The sequence below is a fragment of the Streptomyces sp. NPDC004284 genome, assembly GCF_042874035.1.
Classification (GTDB): Bacteria; Actinomycetota; Actinomycetes; order Streptomycetales; family Streptomycetaceae; genus Streptomyces.
Window position 1 is genome coordinate 374,850 of the sequence record NZ_JBIAMJ010000002.1, and the last position, 25,432, is coordinate 400,281.

Here is a 25,432-nt window from a genome sequence, read left to right on the forward strand (position 1 = left end):
ACCGTGCGTATCACCGTCGCAGGGGCTATCATCGTCCATGATTGTTGAAAATGGAACTACTTCCATGGAGGGGTCGGCGATGAGCACCACGGAGATCGAGGTCCTGACGGCACGGGACGTCCCCCTGGGCGGGCCACGGGCCATGACCGTACGGCGTACGCTCCCACAGCGGGCCCGGACGCTGATCGGCGCCTGGTGCTTCGCCGACCACTACGGCCCCGACGACGTCGCCGCGACCGGCGGCATGGACGTCGCACCCCACCCGCACATCGGGCTCCAGACCGTGAGCTGGCTGTTCAGCGGCGAGATCGAGCACCGCGACAGCCTGGGCAGCCACGCGTACGTACGGCCCGGAGAGCTGAACCTCATGACCGGCGGCCACGGCATCAGCCACACCGAGGTCTCCACCGCCCGCACCACCACCCTGCACGGCGTACAGCTGTGGGTGGCCCTCCCCGAGGAGCACCGGAACACCGCCCGGGACTTCCAGCACTACGCCCCCGGGACCGTCCGCGTCGACGGGGCGGACATCCGGGTCTTCCTCGGGTCGCTCGCCGGCTCGTCCTCCCCCGTACGCACCTTCACCCCGCTCCTCGGCGCCGAACTCCTGATCGACCCGGGCGCGACCGTCACCCTCCGTACCGACCCCGCCTTCGAGCACGGCCTGCTCGTCGACAGCGGGGACGTCCGCCTGGCCGGCACCCTGCTGCGCCCGGCCGAACTCGGATACGCCGGCGTCGGGGCCGACGGCCTGACCCTGACCAACGAGTCGGACGTCCCCGCCCGCGCGGTCCTCCTCGGCGGAACGCCGTTCGAGGAGGAGATCGTCATGTGGTGGAACTTCATCGGCCGCAGCCACGAGGACATCGTCGAGGCCCGCGAGGAGTGGGAGAAGGCCTCCGACCGCTTCGGCACGGTCGACGGCTACCCCGGCGACCGCCTCCCCGCCCCCGCCCTGCCCAACGCCCGGATCGCGCCCCGCAGGAACCCCGCGCCCCGCGTGGCCCCCGCACGCGGCTGACGCGCGACCGCTTCCCCGTCCACGACCCTCACCCAGCCACGCGAAAGGCATTCCCCATGACCGAGCAGACCGCCACCGCCCCCGTCGTCCGGCGCGTGGACCCCCGGCACCGGTACGAGATCCTCGTCGGCGACGAGCGCGCCGGCCTGACGGCCTACCGCGACCGTGACGACCGGCGCGTCTTCTTCCACACCGAGGTCGACGAGGCCTACGCGGGCCAGGGCCTCGCCGGGATCCTCGTCGAGCAGGCCCTCACCGACGTCCGCGCCTCCGGGATGCGGATCGTCCCCGTCTGCCCCTACGTCGCGAAGTTCCTGAAGAAGCACGAGGAGTTCGCCGACATCACCGACCCGGTGACCCCCGAGGTCCTCGAATGGCTGGACGGACAGCTGAAGCGCTGACCGTTCGTCAACGCGACGCACGCGGAGGCGAACGTTTCCTCCGTATGGATCAGTCGCGCGTGATCGGGCCCGTCGGCCCCCTGCACCGGGGGGCCGAACGGGCGACCGAGAACGGCGACTCCGGGCGCGTCGTTGGCCGACTCTCGATCGGTTGGCCTGAATCACGCTGGTCAGCGAGTTAAACATGATTTCGAGCAAGATCACTGCAAGGAGGTAATGCTCTCGGTCTCTTTGAGCGAGGCGGGCGCGGCGGCCGTTACTGTCCTCCCCGAGATCTGGACGGATTCCCAGATCCTCGCCCCCCTTTCATCTTCTTTCACCGGTTCTCGGCGCACTCGTGCGCCGATCGCCGCCCGTGCGAAAGAGAGCTCGCTCGATGACCGTTGACGACCGCCCGGACGTACAGACGGAGCCGCCCCGGCAGTCCAGTCTGAGCACCGCGGCCGCCCGCAACCTCGCCACCACCACCAAGTCCGCCCCGCAGATGCAGGAGATCAGCTCCCGCTGGCTGCTGCGGATGCTCCCCTGGGTGGAGACCAAGGGCGGCGCCTACCGGGTGAACCGCCGGCTGAGCTACACGGTCGGCGACGGGCGCATCGAGTTCGTCCAGGACGGCGCCCGCGTCCGGGTGATCCCCCGCGAGCTCGGCGAACTCGCCCTGCTGCGCGGCTTCGAGGACATCGACGTGCTGAACGCGCTCGCCGACCGCTGCGTCCAGCGCGACTTCAGCGCCGGTGAGGTGCTCGTCCAGCGCGGGACGCCCGCCGAGCAGATCCACATGATCGCCCACGGCCGCGTCAGCCAGACCTCCGTCGGCAAGTACGGCGACGAAGTGGCCGTCTCCGTGCTCGCGGACGGCGACCGCTTCGGCGAGAACGCCCTCCTCGACGGCGACGCCGGCTGGGACTACACCGCGACCGCCGAGACCTCCGGCACCCTGCTCACCCTCTCCCGCGTCGACTTCGCCGGCATCCTCGCCTCGGCGCCGAGCCTCCAGGCCCACATCCAGAACTTCAGCTCGCTGCCCGACCAGCGGCAGAACAAGTACGGCGAGGCCGAGATCGCGATGTCGGCCGGCCACAAGGGCGAGGCCGACATCCCCGGCGCCTTCGTCGACTACGAGCTCAAGCCGCGCGAGTACGAACTCTCCGTCGCCCAGACCGTCCTCAAGGTCCACACCCGGGTCGCCGACCTCTACAACGGGCCGATGAACCAGACGGAGGAGCAGCTCAGGCTCACCATCGAGGCGCTGCGCGAGCGCCAGGAGTACGAGCTGATCAACAACCCGGAGTTCGGGCTGCTGCCCAACGCCGACTTCAAGCAGCGGATCCAGCCGCACTCCGGCCCGCCCACCCCGGACGACCTCGACGAGCTGCTCTGCCGCCGCCGCAGCACCAAGCTCTTCCTCGCCCACCCCAAGACGATCGCGGCGATCGGGCGCGAGTGGAACCGTGCCGGGCTCTACCCCGACACCGTCGAGCTCGACGGGCACCGGGTGCCGGCCTGGCGCGGGGTCCCGATCCTGCCCTGCAACAAGATCCCCATCAGCAAGGAGAACACCAGCTCCATCCTCGCGATGCGTCTCGGCGAGGACAACCAGGGCGTCATCGGTCTGCGCCAGACCGGTCTGCCCGAGGAGTACGAGCCGGGCCTGTCCGTGCGGTTCATGGGCATCAGCGAGCAGGCGATCATGTCGTACCTCGTGACGACGTACTACTCCGCCGCCGTCCTGGTCCCGAACGCGCTCGGCGTACTGGAGAACGTGCAGATCGCGCGCAGGCGCGACTAGCCCCTCCCCGCAGGCCACCTCCACCCGGACCCTTCCGGGCCGGGCCGGCATGCCCGGAATCCGGGACGGCCCCCCACCTCTCCAAGGAGTCACGGATGCCCGATCCCGGGCTTTCCCCTCTGCAGTCCAGCCTGCCCGGCGCGGCGGCCTCGTTCACCGCCCGCGTCCTCGCCGACATGGCGGCCCACGGCTTCGCCGTACCCCACGGTCCTGCCGAAGCCCAGGCCCGGACGGAAGCCCAGGCCGTCGCGGCCGAAGCCCGCCCGGACACCACGCCCGGAGCCCCGGCGGGGGCCTCCACCGAGGCTCCTGCCGGGATCCCCACCGGGACGACCCCTGCCGAGGCCTCTGTCGGGATCTCCGCCGAGGCTCCTGCGGGAGTCGCCGCCGGGGCCTCCACCGGGGCTCCCGCCAGGGTCCCCGCGGGGTCCCTCGCCGGGATCTCCCTCGGGGCTCCCGCCGGGGGCTCCGGAGCGGCTCCCGACGCGCTCTCCGCCGGGACCTCCGCGGTCGACCCCGGTGCCGCGGCCCCGCGGTCGCGACCCGAGCCGGGGCCGGGGTGGGTTCCGGGCGGTCCCCGGGGGCTCGGTACGGCGGGGCTGTCGCTGGTCCCGGGCGTGGAGGCCCTGGCGGAGCCCGTACGGGCGCCGGCGGACGCGCTGATCATCCCGGGCCTGTACTGGCACCCGGTGCAGGAGCCCGACCCGGTGCGGGTGGAGGAGGTCAGCCTCCGCATCAAGTCCTGGGCGGTGGACGAGATCCAGCTCTACCCCGAGGACTGGGAGGGCCAGTTCGACGGCTTCTCCGTGGGGCGCTACATGGTGGCCTGCCACCCGGACGCGCCGAGCGTCGACCACCTCATGGTCGCCACGCGGCTGATGGTCGCCGAGAACGCGGTCGACGACATCTACTGCGAGGACCACGGCGGCTCGCCCAAGGGGCTGGGCGGACGCCTCCTCCTCGCGCACACCGCCCTGGACGCGCTGCACTCGACGGCGGAGTACCAGCCGCAGTGGGCGGAGTCGCTCCACGCGGACGCGCCGCGCCGCGCGTACCGCTCGGCCATGGAGTACTTCGTCCGGCAGGCGACCCCCTCCCAGGCCGACCGGTTCCGGCACGACATGGCCCGGCTGCACCTGGGCTACCTCGCCGAGGCCGCGTGGGCGGAGACGGACCACGTGCCGGAGGTGTGGGAGTACCTGACGATGCGCCAGTTCAACAACTTCCGCCCCTGCCCCACCATCACCGACACCGTCGGCGGCTACGAACTCCCCGCCGACCTGCACGCCCGGCCGGCGATGCAGCGGGTCCTGGCGCTGGCCGGCAACGCCAGCACCATCGTGAACGACCTGTACTCGTACACGAAGGAACTCGCCAGCCCCGGGCGGCACTTGAACCTTCCCGTGGTGATCGCCGACCGCGAGAACCTCTCCGAGAAGGACGCGTACCTCAAGGCGATCGAGGTCCACAACGAGATCATGCGCGACTTCGAGGCCGCGTCCGCCGAACTGGCCGCCACCTGCCCCGTCCCGAGCGTGCTCCGCTTCCTGAAGGGAGTGGCCGTGTGGGTCGACGGCAACCACTACTGGCACCAGACCAATACGTACCGCTACAGCCTGCCCGATTTCTGGTAAGAACGGATTCCATCTGTGACCAACACCGAGCTCCCCACCGTCAACGGCACCTCCGCGTTCGTCCCCGGCCCGGCGACGCCGTACCAGGGAGACATCGCCCGTTACTGGAACGCCGAGGCCAGGCCCGTGAACCTGCGCCTGGGTGACGTCGACGGGCTGTACCACCACCACTACGGCATCGGTGCCGTGGACCACGCCGCCCTCGGGGACGTCGAGGACAGCGAGTACGAGAAGAAGCTGATCGGCGAGCTGCACCGGCTGGAGTCGGCGCAGGCCGTGGTCCTCCTCGACCACCTCGGCGCCATCACCCCCGAGGACACCCTGGTCGACGCCGGCTGCGGCCGCGGCGGTTCGAGCGTCATGGCCCACCAGCGCTTCGGCTGCAAGGTCGAGGGCGTCACCCTCTCCTCCACGCAGGCCGAGTTCGGCAACAAGCGCGCGAAGGAGCTGGAGATCGACAGCCACGTCCGCGCGCAGGTCTGCAACATGCTCGACACCCCCTTCGAGAAGGGCAGCATCGCCGCCTCGTGGAACAACGAGTCGAGCATGTACGTCGACCTGGACGACCTGTTCGCCGAGCACTCCCGGTTCCTGAAGGTCGGCGGCCGCTACGTGACCATCACCGGCTGCTGGAACCCGAAGTACGGCCAGCCCTCGAAGTGGGTCTCCCAGATCAACGCGCACTTCGAGTGCAACATCCACTCGCGCCGTGAGTACCTGAAGGCGATGGCCGACAACCGCCTCGTCCCGCAGGCCGTCATCGACCTGACGCCGGACACCCTGCCCTACTGGGAGCTGCGGGCCACGTCCTCGCTGGTCACCGGCATCGAGGAGGCGTTCATCGAGTCGTACAAGGACGGCTCCTTCCAGTACGTCCTGATCGCGGCCGACCGCGTCTGACGCACCGGCGCGACGATCGAGGGGCGGGCCCGCCGGAGGACGGGCCCGCCCCTCGCGTCATGCCGCGGCCGTCTCCTTCTCGGAGGTCGCGGCGGCCGGCGCGCCCACCCGCTCGGCGCGGGGCGCCCGGCCGGTCCGCAGACCGAAGCGGGCGATGACCGCGACGAGGGCGAAGGCGGCGGCGCCGATCCAGAAGGTGAGGGTGAAGCCGGACTCGGCGGGCAGGGCGGGGACGCCGGCGGGCAGGTGCTCGATCGTCTTCGAGGCCAGGATCGTGGTGACCACGGCGCTGCCGATCGCGCTGCCGGTGGAGCGGGAGATGGAGTTGATGCCGTTGGCGATGCCGCTCTGGTGGTGCGGGACGCTCGCCATGATGACGGCGGGCATGGCCGCGTAACCGAAGCTGACGGCCGCGCCGACGATCACGCCGGCGCCGATCACCGACGCGGTGTGGCCGTGGTCGAGGGCGAGCCAGCCGAAGCCCACGGCGCCGAGCGCGGCGGCCAGGGCCAGCGCGGTGCGCGGGCCGCGGTGGCGGACGAGGCGGCCGCCGATCGGCGAGGCGAGCAGGGAGACGATCGCGCCCGGCAGCAGGAACTCGACGGAGGCGCGGAGGATGGACGCGCCGAAGCCGTAGCCGGTGAGGGCCTCGGGCATCTGGACGAGGTACGAGACGCCCAGGAAGTTCGCGAACATGCCGAAGCCGACGAGGACGCCGGCCAGATTGGCCATGAGCACCGGCCGGTGCACGAACATCCGCATGTCGACGAGGGGCTCGCGGACCTTGAGCTCGGTGAACACCCAGACGACGGTCATGACGGCCGCGGCGGCGAAGCTGCCCAGGGTGCGGCCGGAGGTCCAGCCCCACTCGTGGCCCTGCGAGATGGGCAGCAGGAGCAGCAGCAGGGTGGCGCCGAGGGTGAGCGCGCCGAGGAAGTCGGTGCGGCCGCCGGTCTTGTGGCGGGTCGCGGGGACCAGGAACACGACGGCGAGCAGGGCTATCGCGGCGAAGCCGGTGGCCATCCAGAAGGCGCTGCGGTAGTCGGCGTCGGAGCCGGAGGTGAGCAGGCCGGTGGCGACGAGCGCGAGGCCGCTGCCGAAGGCGAGGGTGCCGCTGACGAGGGACATCGCGCCGGGCAGCTTCTGCGGGCGGACCTCCTCGCGCAGCACCGACAGGGCGAGCGGGAAGATCGCGGTGGCGGCGCCCTGGAGGACGCGGCCGAGGATCAGCAGGGGGAGCGAGGTCGCCAGGGCCGCGACGACGGAGCCGGCGACCATGACGCCGAGGACGGCGACCAGGGTGGGCTTCTTGCCGTGCTGGTCGCCGAAGCGGCCGAGCAGCGGGGTGAAGACGGCGGCGGAGAGCAGGGTGGCGGTGGTGACCCAGCTGACGTTCGCGGCCGAGGTGCCCAGGTCGGCGCGGATGAGGCCGAGGATCGGGACCGGCAGGGTCTGCATCATCGACACGACCATGGCGGCGAGGCTCAGCGCGAAGACGATGCGCGTCTCGCGCCGGGGATCGGCGGCGGGCGGGGTGGTCTCGTGACTCATGTAGGGGAGGCCTTCTCGGTGCTTCATGTCGCGGATGTTTGATGTCATCAAGTAATACGACGAAGGTAGGTCCCGATGCTTGAGGTGGTCAAGTAAATGCTTGAGGTCGTTAAGTAAACAATTGATAATGTCAAGGATCTTGAGTACGCTCGAACCATGAGCGCGACGACCCCCGAGACGCCCACCAAGCTCCAGCTGCTTGAGCTCCTCGCCGCCATCGGCACGGCCCAGTGGCGCGATTTCGCCGCGGCCGCCGCCCACCACGGGCTGACGTCCACGCAGGCCAAGGTCCTCGCCCAGCTCAACGGGCCGCTGCCGATGCGCGCCCTCGCCACCCTGCTGGTCTGCGACGCGTCGAACGTCACCGGGATCGTGGACCGCCTGGAAGGGCGCGGCCTCGTGCGCCGCGAGCCCAGCGCCTCCGACCGGCGCGTCAAGAACGTCGTGGCGACCGACGAGGGCCGGGACGTCATCCGGCGGGTCCGCGAGGAGATGCAGGCGACCCACGGCGCCCTCGACACGCTCGGCGCGGAGGACAGCGCCACCCTGTACGCCCTGCTCGCGCGGCTGCGCCCGGGCATGGAGAAGGACGCCTGAGCCCAGGGGGTCCCCGGGCCCGGCGTCCATGTCCCCCGGTGTCGGCGTCCCTCAGTCCCGGCGTTCCCCGAAGGCCTTCAGGATCTCCTCGGCGGCCAGCGTCGCCGTCAGCTGGCCGTCCCTGACCCGCCGCTCCAGGGCGGGCGTCAGGTCCTGGACCGCCGGGTCGGCGCTCAGCCGTCGCAGCAGCTCGTCGCGGACCATCGACCAGGTCCAGTCGACCTGCTGGTCCTGGCGCTTGGCCGTCAGGCGGCCGGTCGAGTCGAGCAGCGCGCGGTGCCGCTTCAGCCGGTCCCAGACCTCGTCGAGCCCCGCCGACTCCCGCGCGCTGCAGCTGAGCACCGGCGGCGTCCAGACAGCGCCGGTGCCGTGCATCAGGCGCAGCGCGCCCGCCAGCTCCCGCGCGGCGGCACGGGCGTCGCGCTCGTGCGGGCCGTCCGCCTTGTTGACGGCGACCACGTCGGCCAGCTCCAGGACGCCCTTCTTGATGCCCTGGAGCTGATCGCCCGTACGGGCCAGGGTGAGCAGCAGGAACGAGTCGACCATGTTCGCCACGGCGGTCTCGGACTGGCCGACGCCCACCGTCTCCACGAGCACCACGTCGTAGCCCGCGGCCTCCATCACGACCATCGACTCGCGGGTCGCCTTCGCGACCCCGCCGAGCGTGCCCGCGCTGGGGGAGGGGCGGACGAAGGCCGCCGGGTCGACGGCGAGCCGCTCCATCCGGGTCTTGTCGCCGAGGATCGAGCCGCCCGTACGGGTCGACGACGGGTCGACGGCGAGCACCGCCACCCGGTGGCCCAGCCCGGTCAGCATCGTCCCGAACGCGTCGATGAAGGTCGACTTGCCGACCCCGGGCACCCCGCTGATCCCGATCCGCACGGCCTTCCCGCTGTGCGGCAGGAGCTCGGTGAGGAGCTCCTGCGCCAGCGCCCGGTGCTGGGGGCGCGTCGACTCGACGAGGGTGATCGCACGCGCGATCACCGCCCGCTTCCCGTCGAGCACGCCCTTCACGTACGTGTCGAGACCGATCACAGGTCGTGCCCGAGGTCGGCCCCGAGCCGGGTCACCAGGTCGTGGGCCGCGTCCGGGATCACCGTCCCCGGCGGGAACACGGCCGCCGCGCCCATCTCCAGGAGCGTCGGCACGTCCTGCGGGGGGATGACGCCGCCGACCACGATCATGATGTCCTCGCGGCCCTCCGCCGCCAGCTCCTCCCGCAGCGCCGGCACGAGGGTGAGGTGCCCCGCGGCCAGCGACGAGACCCCGACGATGTGCACGTCCGCCTCGACGGCCTGACGCGCCACCTCGGCCGGGGTCTGGAACAGCGGGCCGACGTCCACGTCGAAGCCCAGGTCGGCGAAGGCCGTGGCGATCACCTTCTGGCCGCGGTCGTGGCCGTCCTGGCCCATCTTGGCGACCAGGATGCGCGGCCGGCGCCCCTCGGCCTCGCCGAAGGCGTCGACCAGGGCCCGGGTGCGCTCCACGGAGGGGGACTCGCCTGTCTCGGTGCGGTACACACCGGAGATGGTACGGATCTGCGCCGAGTGACGGCCGTACACCTTCTCCAGAGCCGCCGAGATCTCGCCGACGGTCGCCTTCGCGCGGGCGGCGCGCACGGCGAGCTCCAGGAGGTTGCCGTCGCCGCCGGCGGCGCGGGTGAGCGCGTCGAGGGCGTCCCGGCAGGCGGTCTCGTCGCGCTCCTCGCGCAGCCGCCGCAGCTTCTCGATCTGCTGGGCGCGGACCGAGGAGTTGTCGACCTTGAGGACCTCGATCTGCTCGTCGGACGCCACCCGGTACTTGTTGACGCCGATGACGGGCTGCCGTCCGGAGTCGATCCGGGCCTGGGTGCGGGCCGCGGCCTCCTCCACGCGCAGCTTGGGGATGCCCGCGTCGATGGCCTTGGCCATGCCGCCGGCCTGCTCGACCTCCTGGATGTGCTGCCAGGCGCGGCGGGCCAGGTCGTACGTCAGCTTCTCGACGTACGCGCTGCCGCCCCACGGGTCGATCGTCCGGCAGGTGCCCGACTCCTGCTGGAGGAGCAGCTGCGTGTTGCGGGCGATGCGCGCCGAGAAGTCGGTCGGCAGCGCGAGGGCCTCGTCGAGGGCGTTGGTGTGCAGCGACTGGGTGTGGCCCTGGGTCGCCGCCATCGCCTCCACGCAGGTCCGCGTGACGTTGTTGAAGACGTCCTGTGCGGTCAGCGACCAGCCGGAGGTCTGCGAATGGGTCCGGAGCGACAGGGACTTGGCGTTCTGCGGGTCGAACTGCTTCACCAGCTTCGCCCAGAGCAGCCGGGCGGCGCGCAGCTTGGCGACCTCCATGAAGAAGTTCATGCCGATCGCCCAGAAGAACGACAGCCGCGGCGCGAACGCGTCGACGTCCAGGCCCGCTTCGCGCCCGGCGCGGATGTACTCCACACCGTCCGCGAGCGTGTACGCCAGCTCCAGGTCGGCCGTCGCGCCCGCCTCCTGGATGTGGTACCCGGAGATGGAGATGGAGTTGTAGCGCGGCATCCGCTGCGAGGTGTACGCGAAGATGTCGGAGATGATCCGCATCGACGGACCGGGCGGATAGATGTACGTGTTGCGGACCATGAACTCCTTGAGGATGTCGTTCTGGATGGTCCCGGCCAGCTTCTCGGGCGGTACGCCCTGCTCCTCGGCGGCCACGATGTACAGCGCGAGGACCGGCAGCACGGCGCCGTTCATCGTCATCGACACCGTCATCTTGTCCAGCGGGATGCCGTCGAACAGCTGCCGCATGTCGTAGATGGAGTCGATGGCGACACCGGCCATGCCGACGTCACCGGTGACGCGCGGGTGGTCGCTGTCGTAGCCGCGGTGGGTCGGCAGGTCGAAGGCGACCGACAGGCCCTTCTGGCCGGCGGCGAGGTTGCGCCGGTAGAAGGCGTTCGACTCCTCGGCCGTGGAGAAACCGGCGTACTGACGGATCGTCCAGGGCTGGTTGACGTACATCGTCGGGTACGGGCCGCGCAGGTACGGGGCCATGCCCGGGCGGGTGTCCAGGAAGTCCAGGCCCTCCAGGTCCTGCCCGGTGTACAGCGGCTTGACGGTGATGCCCTCCGGGGTCTCCCACAGCAGGTCGTCACCGCCCGCCGCCTTCTTGACGGCCGAGCGCCACTCGTCGGGGCCGCCGGAAGCGGCCTGTGCCCCGAGCTCGATCCCGGAGAAATCGGGGATGGACATCAGGACACTCCCATGCGGTCGAGGGTCGTGGAGAGCAGGGCGACGGCATCGCAGCCGGCGAAGACGTACGAGTCGACACCGGCGTACGACGCGGGGCGCCCGGCCAGGAGGACGTGCTCGGCCCCGGCCGCGCGCAGCTCCCCGGCGGTGACCTCGGCCTGCTCCTCGTACAGCGCGTCGCTGGAGCAGAGGCAGGCCTCGCGGGCGCCGCTCCCCTCGAACGTGCCCTCGGTGACGGCCTCGATGCCGCCCGCCTGGAAGAGGTTGGCGGCGAAGGTGAGGCGGGCCGAGTGCGCGGCCGCCGGGCCGAGCGCGGCCAGGTAGACGCGGGGCCGGGCGCCGGTCGCCGCGAGGTGGGCGTCGGAGCGGGCGCGCAGCGCCTCGTACGCCTCGTCGCGCCGGACGCGGGGGAGACCCCCGGAGAGCGGCTCGGGCGCGGGGGCGCGGTCGACGGGCTTCTCCGCGAGGTGCGGGAACTCGCTGACGCCGGTGATCGGTTCGCGGCGGGTGGCGAGCTTCTTGCTGCGCGCGGCCCAGGTCTCGGCGAGCCGCTCGCCGACCAGACCGGAGCGCAGCGCGGCCTCCTGGCCGCCGGCGCGCTCGATCGTCTGGAAGAACTCCCAGGCGGCGTGGGCGAGTTCGTCGGTGAGCCGCTCCACGTACCAGGAGCCGCCCGCCGGGTCGATGACCCGGGACAGGTGGGACTCCTCGATGAGGACGGTGGAGGTGTTGCGGGCGATCCGGCGGGCGAAGGCGTCCGGCAGGCCGAGCGCGTCGTCGAAGGGGAGCACGGTGACGCCGTCCGCGCCGCCCACGCCGGCGGCGAGCGTCGCGATGGTGGTGCGCAGCATGTTCACCCAGGGGTCGCGGCGCGTCATCATCACGGGCGAGGTGACCGCGTGCTGGCGCTGCGCGCCCGCCTCCGGGGCGCCGCAGGCCTCGGCGACGCGGGCCCAGAGGCGGCGCGCGGCGCGGAGCTTGGCGATCGTCAGGAACTGGTCGGCGGTGGCCGCGTAGCGGAACTCCAGCTGTCCGCAGGCCTCGGTGACGCTCAGTCCGGCCTCGGTCAGGCCGCGCAGGTACGCGACGCCGGTCGCCAGCGAGCAGCCGAGCTCCTGCGCGGCCGAGCCGCCGGCCTCGTGGTACGGCAGGGCGTCCACGGTCAGGGCGCGCAGCCCCGGGTACGTGTCGGCGCAGCGGCGCGCGAGGCCGGCGACGGACGCGAGGGTGTAGGCGCCGCGGCCGGTGCGGGCCTCGTGGCCCAGGGGGTCCGCGCCCAGGTTGCCCCGGGCGGCCTCCGGGGCGACGCCCCGCTCCTCGTACAGCCGCAGCAGCCGCTCGGCGGCCGCCTCCGTCTCGTCGCCGGCGTCGAGGACGACGGGCGCGAGGTCGAGGTAGACGCCGTCGAGGACGCCGTCGAGCGAGGACACCGGGATGCCGGTGCCGCCGACGCCGAGCCAGAGGGAGGTGACGCCGTTCTCCAGGTCGGCGAGGACGGCCTCGTTGTCGGCCGTCAGGTGCCGCTGGCGCACGTCCCAGCCGCCGACGGTGCCGCCCTCGGCCCGCCCGCCGCGCACGAAGGGCGCGAAGCCGGGGAGGCCGGTGTCGGGCGCGGTGTCGCGCGCGGTGTAGAGCGGGCGGGTGTCGAGGCCGTCCTCAAGGAGGGTGGACAGGGCGTCCTCGGCGGCGGGGCCGGAGACCTCCTTGCCCGACTTGCGCAGGACACCCGCCACGAGGTGTTGCCACTGTTCATGTGGCGCGTCTGGGAATTCGGACGCCAGGGGGAGCCCGTCGTCAGGCAGGACCGTCATGGCTCGGATGCTAGGGGAGATCGACAAGTGAGCAGGAGGGCGTACGACTGTGACCTTCTTCTCTTCGCGAGGACGGATTAGGTTAGGCTCACCTAAGTAATCGCCGAGGTCCTTCTCCCGGGAGTACGTGCATGCGTTCCTCCAGCACCCGCGCCGCGCGGCCCACGCCCGCCGAACGCGTCCGGTCGATCCTGACCGCCGCCCACTCGATGACCGTCGTCACCGACGGGGTCCACCAGGAGGTCCACCTCCTCGACGGCACCGGACCCATGGGGCACCTCCACCTCCACGACCCCTCCGAGAACTGCCCCACCGGACGGACCGCCCGCATCCCCGTCCGCCTGGAACTCACCGACGTCGCCCCCACCCCCGTACGCCGGCGCCTGCGCGCCCGCGTCACCCTGACCGGACTGCTCTCCGCCCCGTACGCCTCGGACACCACCACGAGCACCTGCGTGGAGTTCGGCCAGGCCCTCGTCGAGAGCGACGGGGAACGCGCGTACGTCACCCTCGACGAGATCCGGGCGACCGACCCCGACCCGACGGCCACGGCCGAGGCGACCCTGCTCACCCACCTCGTCGACCGCCACGCCGCCCTCCTCCCCCTGCTCCTCCGCCTCGTCCGGCCGCGCCCCGAACGGGACTTGGCCCGCGTCCTGCCCGTCGCCCTCGACCGGTACGGCATCACCCTGCGCCTCGAACACCGCACCGGCCACCACCGGGACGCCCGACTGCCGTTCCCCGCCCCCCTCACGGACATCGACCAGGCCGGCCCCCGCATCCAGGCCCTCCTCGCCGCCGCCCGCCGCTCCTCCCACACCCACCACCTCCCGGCCTGAACCCGCCACGCCCCGCGACCGGATCCCGGCCGAGATGCCGGAGCGCCACGGCGGGCGAAGAATGGACCGAGTAGGCCCGCACGACGTCGGTGCCGGAACCGCTCGGGGACCTCCCTACCCGGACACGGCCTCGCCATGAACGCAGGAAGCCCGGCCAAGAGCCGGCCAGTACCCGCAAAAGGCGTCCTCTACCGACTCGGTCACTGGTGCGCCCGCCACTTCGTCGTCGTCATCGCCCTCTGGCTGGCGGCCGTCGCGGGACTCCAGCTCCTCGACCGGGCCGTCGGCGGCGAGTACGAGGACAACTTCGCGCTCCCGGGAGTGCAGTCGGCCGACGGCCTCGACGTCCTCAAGGCGCACGATCCCGCCGCCGGCGGGTACAGCGCCCAGGTCGTCCTGAACGACCCCTCCAAACCCCTCACACAGGAGTCGTCCGCGGTCAACTCCGCCGTCACCGCCCTGGCGAAGCTCCCCGACGTCATCGGCGCGCAGAACCCGCTCCCGCCGCCCGGGACCACCCCGCCCGCGCTCCCGGCGGGGACGCCCAACGTGGGACCGCTCTCCACGGACGGCAAGACCGCCTACATCACCGTCCGCTTCAGCGTGGCGCCCTCCACCCTCGGCACCGACTACCTGAACGGCGTCGACGCCGCCGTACAGCCCCTCCGGGACGCCGGCGTCACCGTCGAGTACGGCGGTTCGCTCGGCGAACTCGCCCGCCCGGCGCCCGACGACCGCACCAGCGAGGCGATCGGCTTCGCCGTCGCCATCGTCGTCCTCCTCATCGGCTTCGGCAGCGTCATCGGCGCCGTCATGCCGCTGGTCACCGCACTGCTCGGCGCGGTCTGCGGACTCGCCCTGCTCGGCCTGATGGCGGCCGCCTTCACCTTCGGAACCGTCTCGCCCACCCTGGCCACCATGATCGGCCTCGGCGTCGGCATCGACTACGCGCTGTTCCTCATCACCCGCCACCGCCAGAACCTCATGAACGGCCGCGATCCCGCCGACGCGGCCGCCCTCGCGACCACCACCAGCGGCCGCGCCGTCCTCGTCTCCGGCTGCACCGTCATCATCGCCCTGTCCGGCCTCTGGGTCTCCGGCGTCACCTTCATCGGCAAACTCGGCCTGGCGGCCGCCTTCACGGTCGTCACCGCCGTCATCGCCGCCCTCACCCTCGTCCCGGCCATGCTCGGACTCGTCGGCAGACGCATCGACCGCTACCACGTCCGCAAACCCGTGGCCGAGACCGACGCCGAACCCGGCGCAGCGGCGCACGGCACCTGGCACCGGTACGCGCAACGCGTCGAGAAGCGCCCCTGGTGGTTCCTGACCGGCGGCGTCCTCGTCCTCCTCGTGCTGGCGTTCCCCCTGCTCTTCATCCAGCTCGGCCACATCGGCGACGGCGCCGACCCCGAGTCCTTCACCGACCGGCGGGCCTACGACCTCATCTCCACGTCCTTCGGCCCCGGCGCGAACGGGCCCCTCACGGTGGTCGTCGACCAGTCGGCCGTCCCGGCCGCCGACCGGGCCGACCTCGGCACCAAACTCAAGGACGCGCTGACGGGCGTCCCCGACGCCGCCTACATCACCCCGCTCCAGACCACCCCCGACGGGGACGTCCTCGTCGGCACCGCCTACTCCGTGGCCTCCCCGCAGGACGAGAAGACGACCGAACTGACCAACCACCTCGTCGACGACGTCCTCCCGCAAGCGGTGACCGGCACCGACGCCCAGACCTACGTCACCGGGAACACGGCCGCCCAGGTCGACTTCCTCGACCTCGTCTCCAGTCGCCTGCCGCTCATCATCGCCGTCGTGGTCGGTCTCGCCTTCCTCGTCATCCTCATCGTCTTCCGCGGACTCCTCGTCGCCGTCAAGGCGGCCGTGCTCAACGTGCTCTCCATCGCCGCCTCGTACGGCGTCGTCGTGGCCGTCTTCCAGTGGGGCTGGGGCGGACCCGCCCTCGGCGTCAACGGCAAGGTGCCCATCGAGAGCTACGTGCCGATGATGATGTTCGCCATCGTCTTCGGCCTGAGCATGGACTACGAGATCTTCCTGCTGTCCCGCGTCCGCGAGGCCTGGCTGCGCACCGGGGACTCCAAGGCCAGCGTGGCCCACGCCCTGGAGATCACCGCCCGGGTCATCACCTGCGCCGCACTGATCATGGTCAGCGTCTTCGCGGCCTTCATCGTCTCCGACAACATCGTCGTCAAGATGCTCGGCCTCGGCCTCGCCGCCAGCGTCCTCATCGACGCCACCGTGGTCCGCCTGCTGCTCGTGCCCGCCGTGATGACCCTCCTCGGCCGGCACGCCTGGTGGACCCCGCGCTGGCTGGACCGAATCCTGCCGCACCTGGACACGGAGGGCGAGGAGGCGGTCCAGGCCATGGAGGTCCCCCAGGGCGCGGGACGCACCTGAGACCTGCGATCAGCCGCGCGACAGCTCGCCGAGCAGCTTCCAGGTGCGGCGCCGGTCGTCCTCACCGCCCAGGTCCGTCGCCGTGAACACCACCTCCGTCGCGCCCGCCTCGCGGTAGCGCCGCACCCCTTCGGCGACGGTCTCCTCGTCGCCGATCAGGGCCAGATCGGCGGCCCGTTCGGCGCCGGAGAGCTCGATCACGCGCTGGTAGGAGGGGATCCGCTCGTACAGCGCGTGCGCCTCCGCCGCCCTCTCCCGTACGCCCTCGGCGTCCGCCGTCACCACACCCGGCACGAGGGCCACGACCCGGGGCGCGGGACGGCCCGCGGCCTCGGCGGCGGCGGTCACGGCCGGGACGACGTGCTCGGCGAGCGCGCGCGGACCCGCGAGGAACGGCAGGATGCCGTCGGCGAGTTCACCGCTGACCCGCAGGGCCTGCGGGCCCATCGCGGCCACGAGCACCGGCACCGGCGGCCGCGCCCCCGGAACGGCCGCGGAGTACGGTGTCGTCGCCGTCAGCAACTCCCCGTGGAAGTCGGCCTCGCCCGTCTCCAGGAGCGGCCGCAGGGCGGTGAGGAACTCCCTCAGCAGCCCGATCGGCCGCTGGTACGGAAGGCCGAACCCGGTCTCGGTCAGATGCCGGGTGCCGAGGGCGAGCCCGAGGTGGTAGCGGCCGCCGGTGGCGGCCTGGGCGGTCTGCGCCTGGCTGGAGACGAGCAGCGGATGGCGGCCGAAGACCGGGATCGCGGACGTCCCCACGTGCAGCCCGGGGACCTCGCGCCCGACGATCGCGGCGAGCGAGGGCGAGTCGTACGCGAAGGACTGCCCGAACCACGCCGAGTGCAGGCCGGCCTCGTGCGCCTCCCGCGCGAGCCGCACCGTGTCGTCGATCGGAAGCTGCCGGGAGGTCGAGCCGAGCGTCACTCCAAGAGTCATGCACCCGGCAACCGGCCGCGCCGCGACCGGCATTCCCGTTCCGTGTGAACACCGTGTGGCGGGGATGATGAGGTCCATGAAGACTCTCGCCGAGGTGGACGCACTGGCCGACCGCGCGCACGCCGGACAGGTCGACAAGATCGGCGTCCCCTACATCGCCCACGTCCGCGCCGTCGCCGCCGGCCTGGAGCCGCTCGGCCCGCACCTGGCCATGGCCGGTCTGCTGCACGACGTCGTCGAGGACACCGGATGGACCGCGGAGCGGCTGCGCGCCGCCGGGATCCCCGACGGGGTCGTCGCCCTCGTCGAAGCCGTCACCAACCGTCCGGACACGGCCTACGAGGAGAAGCTCCGCCTGATCGCACGGAACCCCGAAGCCACCCTCGTGAAGATCGCCGACAACGCGCACAACAGCCGCACGGACCGGGCCGCCGCCCTGCCGCCCGACCAGCGGGAACGACTCGCCGCCAAGTACCGGGCGGCCAGGGCCGTCCTGTGGCCGGCGGCCGATCCCGGCGACATCGCGACGATCCTCCGGGTGGTCAACCCCGAACTGCTCGCCGAACTGACCGGGACGGCCCGACCGGCCCGACCGGTCTGACGGGACGGACGGGCCCGACCGGGACGGACCGACCGGCCGTACGAGCCGGGCGGGCCCGGGCCTCAGGCCTGACGGCCCGCGATCCAACCCGTCAGCTCCGTCGGGCGGTTGGTGATGACACCGTCCACGCCGAGCGCGTCCAGGGCCTTCCAGCGGGCCGCGCCGTCGACCGTCCACACGTTCACGGCCACGCCCGCCGCGTGCAGCTCGTCGACGGCGGCCGGACGCACGGCGAGACCCTTGTCCGAGACGTTGTACGCGGACAGGTGCAGGTCCGCGGCGACGGCGACCGGATCCGCGTCCAGGTTGTCCCGCAGCAGACCCAGCGGCAGCTCGGGCGCCAGCTCGTGGGCGAGTCGCAGCGACGTGACGTCGAAGCTCTGGACGAAGACCCGGCCGGTCATGTCCTGGTCGCGGACCTCCTGCACGATCCGCGCCACCTCGGCCTCGGTCTGCTCGCCCTTGATCTCCAGGAGCAGGTTCCCGCCGCGCGTCCGGAGGTCCGCCAGCTGGGCGGCCAGGGTCGGGACGCGCGTGCCGGCGAAGACGGGGGCGAACCAGGAGCCCGCGTCCAGGGAGTCCAGCTGGGCGGAGGTCAGGGAGCGGAGCGTGCCCGTGCCGTCGGTCGTCCGGTCGACGGTGGCGTCGTGGAGGATGTACGGCACGCCGTCCTTGCTGGGCTGGACGTCGTTCTCGATCCACTTGGTCCCGCCCCGCCGGGCCACCTCGTCGGAGACCAGGGTGTTCTCGGGCGCGGCGGACGAGGCCCCCCGGTGGGCGTACACGGTCAGCGGCGCCCCGGCCGCGCGGAGCCCGTGGCCCGCCGCGGGCGTACCCGAAGGCGCGTGCCGCGGCCCCCCGGGACGCGGCGTGAACGCGGCCGGCTCGGCGGACAGGGTGGGAGGAGCGGCGAGGACCAGGGCCGTGGCGAGCACCGCCGGGCCGTAACCGAAGCGCCGGCGGATCCAGGGCCGGGGCGCGCGGGGCGGGAGGTGGTTCATGGACGAAGAGCTTAAGGACGGACGGTGGCCTCACCGGGGCCCCACACCGGACGGGATGTGACGTGTCGACAAATCCCGGACACCGGCGGGCGCCACGACACGAGAAGACGCGCCCCTCGACCCTTTCGCCGAATCGTCCGGTCTGCGGCATGGTGGGACGTGTGCCCGCAGTCGTGCCATCGGGGGACCACGGCCGGGCGTACGGAGTCAGGGGGACCCATGGACACCGGAACGGCACGGAGAACGGGCGGCGCCGCGACGAAGACGGCCGAGCGCGGCCGGGGCGTGCTGGAAGGAGCGTTCGCGCTGCTGGAGGCCCTGCGCCGGAACGGCGACGAGGCCGGCGTGACCGAACTCGCGCTGGCCTGCGGGGTGCCCAAGGGCAGCGTCCACCGGCTGCTCGACCAGCTGGTCGCGGTCGGCGCCGTCGAACGGAAGGGCAACCGCTACCGGGTCGGCCCGCAGCTCTACCGCCTCGGCCAGGCCTGGGAACCGCACCCGGGACTGCGCCCCGCCGCCCGCCTGCCGCTCCAGCGCCTGAGGGCCGTCACCGGCGCCAGCGTCGTCCTCGCCGTGCTGCGCGAGGACATGGCGATCACGGTCGCGTCGGTGCCCGGCGACCTGGAGCCGCTGCTCCCCGTCCGCGACGGCATCGCGTTCCGCCTCGACACCGCCGCCGGGAAGGCGCTGTGCGGGCCCCTCGGGGGCGGGCCGGTGCTCGACCGCGAGGACGTCATGGACGGGGTGTGCTGCGCCGCGCTGCCGGTCCGCGCCCCGGACGGCCGTACGGTCGCGGCGCTCGCCGGCATGGTCCCGGCCGGCCGCCGGCTCGACGCGCTCGCCCGGGCCGTCGCCGAGGCGGGAGCCGCGGTCACCCGCGCGCTCGGCCGCGTCGGACACCGGGGGCCGGTCCCGCCGAGCACGATCGCCTTCTAGGGACTGTTCCGCCCAGCGGAACGCGCGTAGAGCCGGGGCGGGACCGCCGGGCACAGTAGCTGTCGTGCCGGGGGAACGGCACACCGGAGCCGCCGGGGGAGGCGGACCGGGCACCACGTCACATCCGTGACCCGATGTGTGGGGGGACCACATGCGCAAGAACCGAGCCGTACGAATGGCCGCCACCGCCCTGCTCGGACTCGGCAGCCTCGGCGCCTTCGCCGGCACCGCGCACGCCGAGCCGATCGACTACGTGAAGATCGAGCTGTTCGAGCTGCACTGCCAGCAGAACAGCGAGGGCGACCACGACGAGGCCTACCTCAAGATCACCGACGCCAACGGCAACGCCGTCAAGGTCTGGCCCGGCAACGGCCTCAAGTACCAGACCATGGGCACCGGTTACGTCCGCTCGATGGAGGACGGCAACGGCAACGCCGCCCTCATCCTCGGCAAGGAGCAGGCCCGCACCCTGACCCTGTGGGACTACGACTCCACCAGCAGCGACGACAAGCTGGGCGCCACGCTCGTCACCGGCAGCGAGGTCGGCGCCGAGACCCAGTGGCGCACCGTCGAGGGCTCCGGCGGCATCTACGTCATCGGCTACCGGGTCGTCGACATCTGACAGGACGGCAGTGCGTGAGGAAGGGCCGTGCCGGTCGACCGGCACGGCCCTTCCCCGCGTCCCGCGTCAGTCCCCGCCGGGCGCGTGCAGCTCGCCCGAGCGGGCCACCCGCGCGTACCAGCGGGCGCTGGACTTCGGGGTGCGCTCCAGGGTGTCGTAGTCCACCCGGACCGCGCCGAAGCGCTTCGCGTAGCCGTAGGCCCACTCGAAGTTGTCGAGGAGGGACCAGAGGAAGTAGCCGCGCACGTCCACCCCGTCCGACAGGGCCCGGTGCACGGCCTCCAGGTGCGCGTGCACATAGGCGGCGCGCTCCGGGTCGTGCACCGAACCGTCCGGGCCGGCGACGTCTTCGTACGCCGCACCGTTCTCGCTGATCACCAGGGGGAGGTCGGGATACGCGGCCGAGACCCGGGTGAGCAGGTCGTACAGGGCGGTCGGGTCGACCGCCCAGCCCATCGCCGTCGGCTCGCCGGGCGCCCGGTGGAAGGCGACCGCGTCCGCACCCGGCCACGGCGAGTGGTCGCTGTTGCCGTGACCGTCGTCCTGTGGCTTCTCCGCACCCTCGGGGACGGTCGAGACGACCGTCGGCGTGTAGTAGTTGATCGCGAGCAGGTCCAGCGGCTGGTTCGCCGTCGCGGTGTCGCCGTCCCGGACGAAGGACCAGTCCGTGAGGTGCGCGGTGTCGGCGAGGAGGTCCTCCGGGTAGGCGCCCTCCAGCATCGGGCCGAGCCAGACGCGGTTGCCGACGGCGTCGATCCGGCGGGCCGCGTCCAGGTCCTCCGGAGAGGAGGTCAGCGGACGGATCTCGTGCAGGTTGAGCGAGACCGCGATCTGCCGGTCGGCCGGCAGCGCGGCGCGCAGCGCCTGGACCGCCAGGCCGTGCCCGAGGTTGAGGTGGTGGGCGGCGCGCAGCGAGGCCACGGGGTCGGTGCGGCCCGGGGCGTGCACCCCGGAGCCGTACCCCAGGAAGGCGCTGCACCAGGGCTCGTTGAGCGTCGTCCAGCGCTTCACCCGGTCGCCGACGGCGGCGGCGACGATCCCCGCGTACTCGGCGAACCGCTCGGCCGTCGCCCGCTCCGGCCAGCCGCCCGCGTCCTCCAGCTCCTGGGGCAGGTCCCAGTGGTAGAGGGTCAGGGCCGGCTCGATCCCGGCCGCGAGGAGCTCGTCGACGAGCGAACGGTAGAAGTCCAGGCCCTTCTGCACGGCCGGGCCCCGGCCGGTGGGCTGGACGCGGGACCAGGAGACGGAGAACCGGTAGGCGTTCAGGCCGAGTTCGGCCATGATCCCGACGTCCTCGCGGAACCGGTGGTAGTGGTCGACGGCCACGTCACCGGTGTGACCCCCGAAGACCTTGCCGGGGGTGTGCGAGAAGGTGTCCCAGATGGAGGGCGTACGGCCGTCCTCCGCCGCCGCTCCCTCGATCTGGTACGCGGCGGTGGCGGCGCCCCACAGGAAGTCGGCGGGGAACGAACGGACGGCGGTGAGCGGCCCGGTTTCGGACGCGGTCATAGGAGAGGTCTCCCAACACGAGTACGGAGTAAGAGAACAGAGGGATCGTCAGCTCTTCACGGCGCCGGCCGTGATGCCGCCGACGATGTGCTTGCCGAGGAAGGCGAAGACGAGCAGCAGCGGCACGGTGGAGATCAGCGCTCCGGTGAGCACCACCGCCTGGTTCACGCTGTGGTTGCCCGCGCCGAGACCGGCGAGCGCCACCTGGAGGGTGGGGTTGCCGTCCGGGGTGAGCGCGATGAACGGCCAGAAGAAGTCGTTCCAGGCCTGGACGAAGACCAGCATGCCGAGCACGGCCATCGCCGGCCTGGCCACCGGGAAGACCACGTGCCAGATGATGCGGAGGCTGTGCGCCCCGTCCATCCGGGCCGCCTCCACCAGCTCCGTCGGCAGCGCCTCCACCAGGAACTGGCGCATGAAGAACACGCCGAAGGCGGCGACGAGCGAGGGCAGCACCACGGACTGGAGCCGGTCGAACCAGCCGAGGTCCGTGATGATCTGGTAGAGCGGGATCACGCTGAGCTGCGGCGGGACCGTCATCGTGGCGACCACGAGCGAGAGCAGCAGGCCCCGGCCCCGGAAGGGCAGTTTGGCGAAGGCGAAGCCGGCGAGCGTGGAGAAGAGCACGGTGGACAGCGCCACCAGGCTCGCCACGATCGTGGTGTTGACCAGTGCCTCGCCCATGTCGACCTGGTTCCAGGCGAATTCCAGGTTGTCCAGGAGCCGATGTCCGGGCAGCAGCGGCGCCGGGGCCTCCACGACCCGCTCGCCGGTGTGGGAGGCGGCGACCACGTTCCAGTACAGCGGGAAGAGCGAGACGACGGCGGCGAGGGCGAGCAGGACGTACGTCAGTGGCCCCGCGTGGTGCTGCCGGCCGGCCGACTGTCCGAATCGGCGCGGGGGAGCGGGGGATTCGAGTGTGCGGGCCATGAGGTCATCCCCCCAGCTTCTTGCGGTTGTTGCGGGAGACGAGCGCCTGGACGCCGCCGACCAGGAGGAGGAGCAGGAGCATGACCCAGGCGATCGCGGAGGCCTGTCCGAGCGCCCCGGTCACCCAGCCCTTCTCGTACATCAGCAGGCTCAGCGTCTGGAACTGGTTGCCGCTGCCGCCGCTGATGCCGACGCTGCCGCCGTAGAGCATCGGCTCGCCGAACAGCTGGGTGGCGCCGATGGTGGAGACGATGACCGTGAAGAGGATCGTCGGACGGATCGACGGGATGGTGACGCTGACGAACTGCCGCCAGCGCGAGGCTCCGTCGAGCGAGGCCGCCTCGTAGAGGTCCTGCGGCACGGCCTGCATGGCGGCCAGGTAGATCAGCGCGTTGTAGCCGGTCCAGCGCCAGGTGACGATCACCGAGATCGCGATCTGCGCGGGCCACTTGGACGACTCCCAGTCGACCGGGCCGATGCCGGTCCGGTCGAGCAGGCCGTTGATCATGCCGTAGTCGGTGTTGAACAGCTGGGCGAAGACGAGGGTCGCCGCCGCGATCGAGGTGGCGTACGGGGCGAGGATCGCGACCCGGAAGAAACCGCGGCCGCGGAGCTTGTAGTTGAGCAGGTGCGCCAGGCCCAGGGCCATGAGCAGCTGCGGAACGGTCGAGATCACCCCGATGGTGAAGGTGTTGAGGAGCGCGTTCCAGAAGAACTCGCTGGTGGCGAGGTCGGTGTAGTTCTCCAGGCCCTTCCACGTCGGGTCCCCGCCGAGCTCGACCCGGTTCAGCGAGAGCCAGCCGGTGTAGAGCAGCGGGAAGAGGCCGAAGGCCGCGAAAGTGAGGAAGAAGGGGGCGACGAAGGCGTACGGGGTCGCCTTGATGTCCCATCGGTAGAGCGTGCTGCGCAGGCCGCCCGGGACGGCACGGCGGCCGCGGGGGCCGCCGGGGGAGGAGGGCGGTGCGGAGGGCGGCGGGGAGCCGGCCCGCCGCGCCCGAACGGAGGTGGCCACGGGGGCGTCCTTCCAGGTCGATGCGTGCGGTGGTGCGGACGGTGCCGGCCCGCCGCCCGGCGGGCGGCGGCGGACCGGCGGGCGCCCCCGCTACTGGTCGATCTTGTCGTCGACCAGCTTCTTGACGTTCTCCCAGGCCTTCGCCGGGTCGGTGCCGCGCTGCTCGATGTCGAGGATGCCGTTGTCGGTGAGGAAGGTCTTCACCTGGCCGTCGTAGCGGCTGATGGCGGCGGGGGTGATGCCGACCGCCGCGCTGGAGAAGATCTTGCCGACCGGGGTGTCGCCGAAGTACGGCAGCTTCGCCTCCTGGACCGCCGAGGAGAGGAGCGTGTCCTTGGAGGAGGGGATGTTGCCGTTCACCGCGAACACCTTGGCGTGCTGCGCCGGGGCGGTCAGCCAGGCGGCGAGCTCGGCGGCCTCCTTGGTGTGCTTGCCGGCCTTCGGGACGGCGAGGAAGGAGCCGCCCCAGTTGCCGGCGACCGGCGGCGCGGCGATGTCCCACTTGCCCTTGTTGGCGGGGCCCGCCTGATCCTTGATGATGCCGGTCATCCAGCTCGGGCAGGCGACGGTGGCGAACTTCGAGTTCTTGAAGGCCGCGTTCCAGGTGCCCTTCTCGTCGAACTGGCGCAGTTTGGCGGTGAGTCCGCCCTGGGCCGCCTTCACGGCGGTCTCCCAGGCCTTCTTCACGCCGGGGCTGTTCTCCCAGTCGAGCTCGCCGCTCGCGTTGGCGTACTGCACCGGGTCGCTGGAGACGACGGCGTTGAAGAGGCCGCTCGCGGAGTCGTGGAAGGCGGTGCCGGCGGGCGCGGCCGCCTTGTACTTCTCGCCGGTCTCGATGAACTTGGACCAGTCGCCGGCCCACAGTTTGCCGACCGCGTCGCGGTCGGTCGGCAGCTTGGCCTTGGCGAAGAGGTCCTTGTTGTAGCAGATGGCCATGGGGCCGATGTCGGTGCCGAGGCCGATGACCCTGCCGTCGGCGGTCGTGGCCTGCTTGACCTTCCAGTCGAGGAAGGCGCCGAGGTTCGCCCCGCCCTCCTTGCCCAGGTCGACCCACTTGTTCGCCATGGCGGGGCCGGTCGCCTCGGCGATGTAGCCCACCTCGACGGCCTGGATGTCGGCGACGCCGCTGTTCTGGGCGAGGCGCAGCTTGAGCGTGTCCCAGTACTTCTGGCCGTCGGAGACGTTCGACTCCTCGATCTTGATGTTCGGGTGCAGCCGCTCGTACTCGGCGTAGAGCTTGGCGCCGGTCTTGTCGTCGTAGCCGAAGGAACCGAAGGTCCCGATCCGCAGCGTGATCTTCCCGCCGCCCTGGCCGCTCGCGCCGCCCTTGCCGCCGTCGTCGTCGCTGCCGCAACCGGTGAGCAGGGTCGTACCGGTCACGACGACGGCGACCGCCGCGATCGCCGCACGGCGTCCGGGTCTGCTGCTGGAAGTGCGCATTCCACTCTCCTCGTCCAAAGGTGGTGCTCTTTGTGCGTCTTCTGTGCGCCAAGGGGCCCGGTCGGCTGATCGCGGCTCGGCGGCGTCCGCCAGGACCTGGTGCGAGGCTGCGCGCCCTCTGATGGGAGCGCTCCCACGTCGTTGCCGGAAGGTTGCTGTCTGGCAGGTGCGAGTGTCAAGACGTGAACGCGGATTCGTTACGAGGGCGTTTCCCGGCCGCCGGGACGTCATCTCCTGAATGCGGGCACATGGCGCGACGCCGAGGTGGTGGACTAGCG

Annotated in this window: 21 protein-coding genes; 11 read left to right on the top strand and 10 right to left on the bottom strand. The window is 72.0% G+C overall.

What is annotated here, in order from left to right; all coding sequences use genetic code 11:
* Positions 1 to 79: 79 nt before the first annotated feature.
* The 5 genes from ACFYUS_RS06775 (at position 80) to ACFYUS_RS06795 (ending at position 5,745) form a co-directional block, all read left to right on the top strand.
* A complete protein-coding gene (locus ACFYUS_RS06775) occupies positions 80 to 1,021 on the top strand; it encodes a pirin family protein (protein WP_388846653.1) in 942 nt (313 codons plus the stop codon).
* 56 nt (positions 1,022 to 1,077) lie between these two features.
* Positions 1,078 to 1,422: a GNAT family N-acetyltransferase gene (locus tag ACFYUS_RS06780; protein ID WP_388846655.1), complete on the top strand. Its 345-nt coding sequence runs from the start codon at positions 1,078 to 1,080 to the stop codon at positions 1,420 to 1,422.
* A 376-nt stretch (positions 1,423 to 1,798) separates the two neighbouring features.
* Complete coding sequence (locus ACFYUS_RS06785) at positions 1,799 to 3,211, top strand: family 2B encapsulin nanocompartment shell protein (protein WP_388846657.1); 1,413 nt, start codon at positions 1,799 to 1,801, stop codon at positions 3,209 to 3,211.
* Between the two features lie 95 nt (positions 3,212 to 3,306).
* Complete coding sequence (locus tag ACFYUS_RS06790; RefSeq protein ID WP_388846659.1) at positions 3,307 to 4,845, top strand: family 2 encapsulin nanocompartment cargo protein terpene cyclase; 1,539 nt, start codon at positions 3,307 to 3,309, stop codon at positions 4,843 to 4,845.
* Positions 4,846 to 4,860: 15 nt separating this feature from the next.
* Positions 4,861 to 5,745: a geranyl diphosphate 2-C-methyltransferase gene (locus ACFYUS_RS06795; RefSeq protein WP_388846661.1), complete on the top strand. Its 885-nt coding sequence runs from the start codon at positions 4,861 to 4,863 to the stop codon at positions 5,743 to 5,745.
* A 57-nt stretch (positions 5,746 to 5,802) separates the two neighbouring features.
* Here the strand turns inward: ACFYUS_RS06795 and ACFYUS_RS06800 are convergent, their stop codons facing one another.
* A complete protein-coding gene (locus ACFYUS_RS06800; RefSeq protein WP_388847738.1) occupies positions 5,803 to 7,296 on the bottom strand; it encodes an MFS transporter in 1,494 nt (497 codons plus the stop codon).
* A gap of 156 nt (positions 7,297 to 7,452) precedes the next feature.
* Between ACFYUS_RS06800 and ACFYUS_RS06805 the strand changes: the two genes are divergently transcribed.
* Positions 7,453 to 7,893 (top strand): MarR family winged helix-turn-helix transcriptional regulator, encoded by a 441-nt coding sequence (locus ACFYUS_RS06805; RefSeq protein ID WP_388846663.1) that lies wholly within the window; start codon positions 7,453 to 7,455, stop codon positions 7,891 to 7,893.
* Positions 7,894 to 7,944: 51 nt separating this feature from the next.
* Here the strand turns inward: ACFYUS_RS06805 and meaB are convergent, their stop codons facing one another.
* Genes meaB through ACFYUS_RS06820 form a run of 3 tightly spaced genes read right to left on the bottom strand, consistent with a single transcriptional unit; the run spans position 7,945 to position 12,910 of the window.
* Positions 7,945 to 8,928, bottom strand: a complete 984-nt coding sequence (gene meaB, locus ACFYUS_RS06810; RefSeq protein ID WP_388846665.1) for a methylmalonyl Co-A mutase-associated GTPase MeaB — start codon at positions 8,926 to 8,928, stop codon at positions 7,945 to 7,947.
* Positions 8,925 to 11,099, bottom strand: a complete 2,175-nt coding sequence (gene scpA / locus ACFYUS_RS06815) for a methylmalonyl-CoA mutase (RefSeq protein ID WP_388846667.1) — start codon at positions 11,097 to 11,099, stop codon at positions 8,925 to 8,927. The genes meaB and scpA overlap by 4 nt, the downstream gene beginning before the upstream one ends.
* The gene (locus tag ACFYUS_RS06820; protein ID WP_388846669.1) at positions 11,099 to 12,910 is read right to left on the bottom strand and encodes a methylmalonyl-CoA mutase family protein; all 1,812 of its coding nucleotides are present in this window, start codon (positions 12,908 to 12,910) and stop codon (positions 11,099 to 11,101) included. The genes scpA and ACFYUS_RS06820 overlap by 1 nt, the downstream gene beginning before the upstream one ends.
* A 131-nt stretch (positions 12,911 to 13,041) precedes the next feature.
* Between ACFYUS_RS06820 and ACFYUS_RS06825 the strand changes: the two genes are divergently transcribed.
* Both ACFYUS_RS06825 and ACFYUS_RS06830 read left to right on the top strand, forming a co-directional pair.
* On the top strand, positions 13,042 to 13,749 hold the full coding sequence (locus ACFYUS_RS06825; protein ID WP_388846671.1) for a DUF2470 domain-containing protein: 708 nt from the start codon (positions 13,042 to 13,044) through the stop codon (positions 13,747 to 13,749).
* A gap of 135 nt (positions 13,750 to 13,884) precedes the next feature.
* Positions 13,885 to 16,167 (top strand): MMPL family transporter, encoded by a 2,283-nt coding sequence (locus ACFYUS_RS06830; RefSeq protein WP_388846673.1) that lies wholly within the window; start codon positions 13,885 to 13,887, stop codon positions 16,165 to 16,167.
* Positions 16,168 to 16,176: 9 nt separating this feature from the next.
* Here ACFYUS_RS06830 and ACFYUS_RS06835 read toward each other — a convergent pair whose 3' ends face one another.
* A complete protein-coding gene (locus ACFYUS_RS06835) occupies positions 16,177 to 17,103 on the bottom strand; it encodes an LLM class F420-dependent oxidoreductase (RefSeq protein WP_388846675.1) in 927 nt (308 codons plus the stop codon).
* A 76-nt stretch (positions 17,104 to 17,179) separates the two neighbouring features.
* On the opposite strand from ACFYUS_RS06835, the gene ACFYUS_RS06840 reads away from it, so the two are divergent.
* Positions 17,180 to 17,704, top strand: a complete 525-nt coding sequence (locus ACFYUS_RS06840) for an HD domain-containing protein (protein ID WP_388846677.1) — start codon at positions 17,180 to 17,182, stop codon at positions 17,702 to 17,704.
* Between the two features lie 62 nt (positions 17,705 to 17,766).
* Here the strand turns inward: ACFYUS_RS06840 and ACFYUS_RS06845 are convergent, their stop codons facing one another.
* The gene (locus ACFYUS_RS06845; RefSeq protein ID WP_388846679.1) at positions 17,767 to 18,705 is read right to left on the bottom strand and encodes a glycerophosphodiester phosphodiesterase; all 939 of its coding nucleotides are present in this window, start codon (positions 18,703 to 18,705) and stop codon (positions 17,767 to 17,769) included.
* Between the two features lie 219 nt (positions 18,706 to 18,924).
* Between ACFYUS_RS06845 and ACFYUS_RS06850 the strand changes: the two genes are divergently transcribed.
* Both ACFYUS_RS06850 and ACFYUS_RS06855 read left to right on the top strand, forming a co-directional pair.
* Positions 18,925 to 19,641 carry an IclR family transcriptional regulator gene (locus tag ACFYUS_RS06850; protein WP_388846681.1) on the top strand — a complete coding sequence of 239 codons (717 nt, stop codon included), beginning with the start codon at positions 18,925 to 18,927 and terminating at the stop codon, positions 19,639 to 19,641.
* 151 nt (positions 19,642 to 19,792) lie between these two features.
* On the top strand, positions 19,793 to 20,263 hold the full coding sequence (locus tag ACFYUS_RS06855; RefSeq protein WP_388846683.1) for a hypothetical protein: 471 nt from the start codon (positions 19,793 to 19,795) through the stop codon (positions 20,261 to 20,263).
* A 66-nt stretch (positions 20,264 to 20,329) separates the two neighbouring features.
* Here ACFYUS_RS06855 and ACFYUS_RS06860 read toward each other — a convergent pair whose 3' ends face one another.
* The 4 genes from ACFYUS_RS06860 to ACFYUS_RS06875 form a co-directional block, all read right to left on the bottom strand.
* Positions 20,330 to 21,772: a GH1 family beta-glucosidase gene (locus ACFYUS_RS06860; protein WP_388846685.1), complete on the bottom strand. Its 1,443-nt coding sequence runs from the start codon at positions 21,770 to 21,772 to the stop codon at positions 20,330 to 20,332.
* A 48-nt stretch (positions 21,773 to 21,820) separates the two neighbouring features.
* Positions 21,821 to 22,702: a carbohydrate ABC transporter permease gene (locus ACFYUS_RS06865; protein WP_388846687.1), complete on the bottom strand. Its 882-nt coding sequence runs from the start codon at positions 22,700 to 22,702 to the stop codon at positions 21,821 to 21,823.
* 4 nt (positions 22,703 to 22,706) lie between these two features.
* A complete protein-coding gene (locus tag ACFYUS_RS06870; RefSeq protein WP_388846689.1) occupies positions 22,707 to 23,714 on the bottom strand; it encodes a carbohydrate ABC transporter permease in 1,008 nt (335 codons plus the stop codon).
* Positions 23,715 to 23,804: 90 nt separating this feature from the next.
* The gene (locus ACFYUS_RS06875) at positions 23,805 to 25,154 is read right to left on the bottom strand and encodes an ABC transporter substrate-binding protein (RefSeq protein WP_388846691.1); all 1,350 of its coding nucleotides are present in this window, start codon (positions 25,152 to 25,154) and stop codon (positions 23,805 to 23,807) included.
* Between the last annotated feature and the right edge of the window lie 278 nt (positions 25,155 to 25,432).

Coding starts and splice junctions, on each gene's coding strand:
- ACFYUS_RS06775 (WP_388846653.1), top strand. CDS start 80: ATGAGCACCACGGAGATCGAGGTCCTGACGGCACGGGACGTCCCCCTG.
- ACFYUS_RS06780 (WP_388846655.1), top strand. CDS start 1,078: ATGACCGAGCAGACCGCCACCGCCCCCGTCGTCCGGCGCGTGGACCCC.
- ACFYUS_RS06785 (WP_388846657.1), top strand. CDS start 1,799: ATGACCGTTGACGACCGCCCGGACGTACAGACGGAGCCGCCCCGGCAG.
- ACFYUS_RS06790 (WP_388846659.1), top strand. CDS start 3,307: ATGCCCGATCCCGGGCTTTCCCCTCTGCAGTCCAGCCTGCCCGGCGCG.
- ACFYUS_RS06800 (WP_388847738.1), bottom strand. CDS start 7,296: ATGAGTCACGAGACCACCCCGCCCGCCGCCGATCCCCGGCGCGAGACG.
- ACFYUS_RS06805 (WP_388846663.1), top strand. CDS start 7,453: ATGAGCGCGACGACCCCCGAGACGCCCACCAAGCTCCAGCTGCTTGAG.
- scpA (WP_388846667.1), bottom strand. CDS start 11,099: ATGTCCATCCCCGATTTCTCCGGGATCGAGCTCGGGGCACAGGCCGCT.
- ACFYUS_RS06820 (WP_388846669.1), bottom strand. CDS start 12,910: ATGACGGTCCTGCCTGACGACGGGCTCCCCCTGGCGTCCGAATTCCCA.
- ACFYUS_RS06825 (WP_388846671.1), top strand. CDS start 13,042: ATGCGTTCCTCCAGCACCCGCGCCGCGCGGCCCACGCCCGCCGAACGC.
- ACFYUS_RS06830 (WP_388846673.1), top strand. CDS start 13,885: ATGAACGCAGGAAGCCCGGCCAAGAGCCGGCCAGTACCCGCAAAAGGC.
- ACFYUS_RS06835 (WP_388846675.1), bottom strand. CDS start 17,103: ATGACTCTTGGAGTGACGCTCGGCTCGACCTCCCGGCAGCTTCCGATC.
- ACFYUS_RS06840 (WP_388846677.1), top strand. CDS start 17,180: ATGAAGACTCTCGCCGAGGTGGACGCACTGGCCGACCGCGCGCACGCC.
- ACFYUS_RS06845 (WP_388846679.1), bottom strand. CDS start 18,705: ATGAACCACCTCCCGCCCCGCGCGCCCCGGCCCTGGATCCGCCGGCGC.
- ACFYUS_RS06850 (WP_388846681.1), top strand. CDS start 18,925: ATGGACACCGGAACGGCACGGAGAACGGGCGGCGCCGCGACGAAGACG.
- ACFYUS_RS06855 (WP_388846683.1), top strand. CDS start 19,793: ATGCGCAAGAACCGAGCCGTACGAATGGCCGCCACCGCCCTGCTCGGA.
- ACFYUS_RS06860 (WP_388846685.1), bottom strand. CDS start 21,772: ATGACCGCGTCCGAAACCGGGCCGCTCACCGCCGTCCGTTCGTTCCCC.
- ACFYUS_RS06865 (WP_388846687.1), bottom strand. CDS start 22,702: ATGGCCCGCACACTCGAATCCCCCGCTCCCCCGCGCCGATTCGGACAG.
- ACFYUS_RS06875 (WP_388846691.1), bottom strand. CDS start 25,154: ATGCGCACTTCCAGCAGCAGACCCGGACGCCGTGCGGCGATCGCGGCG.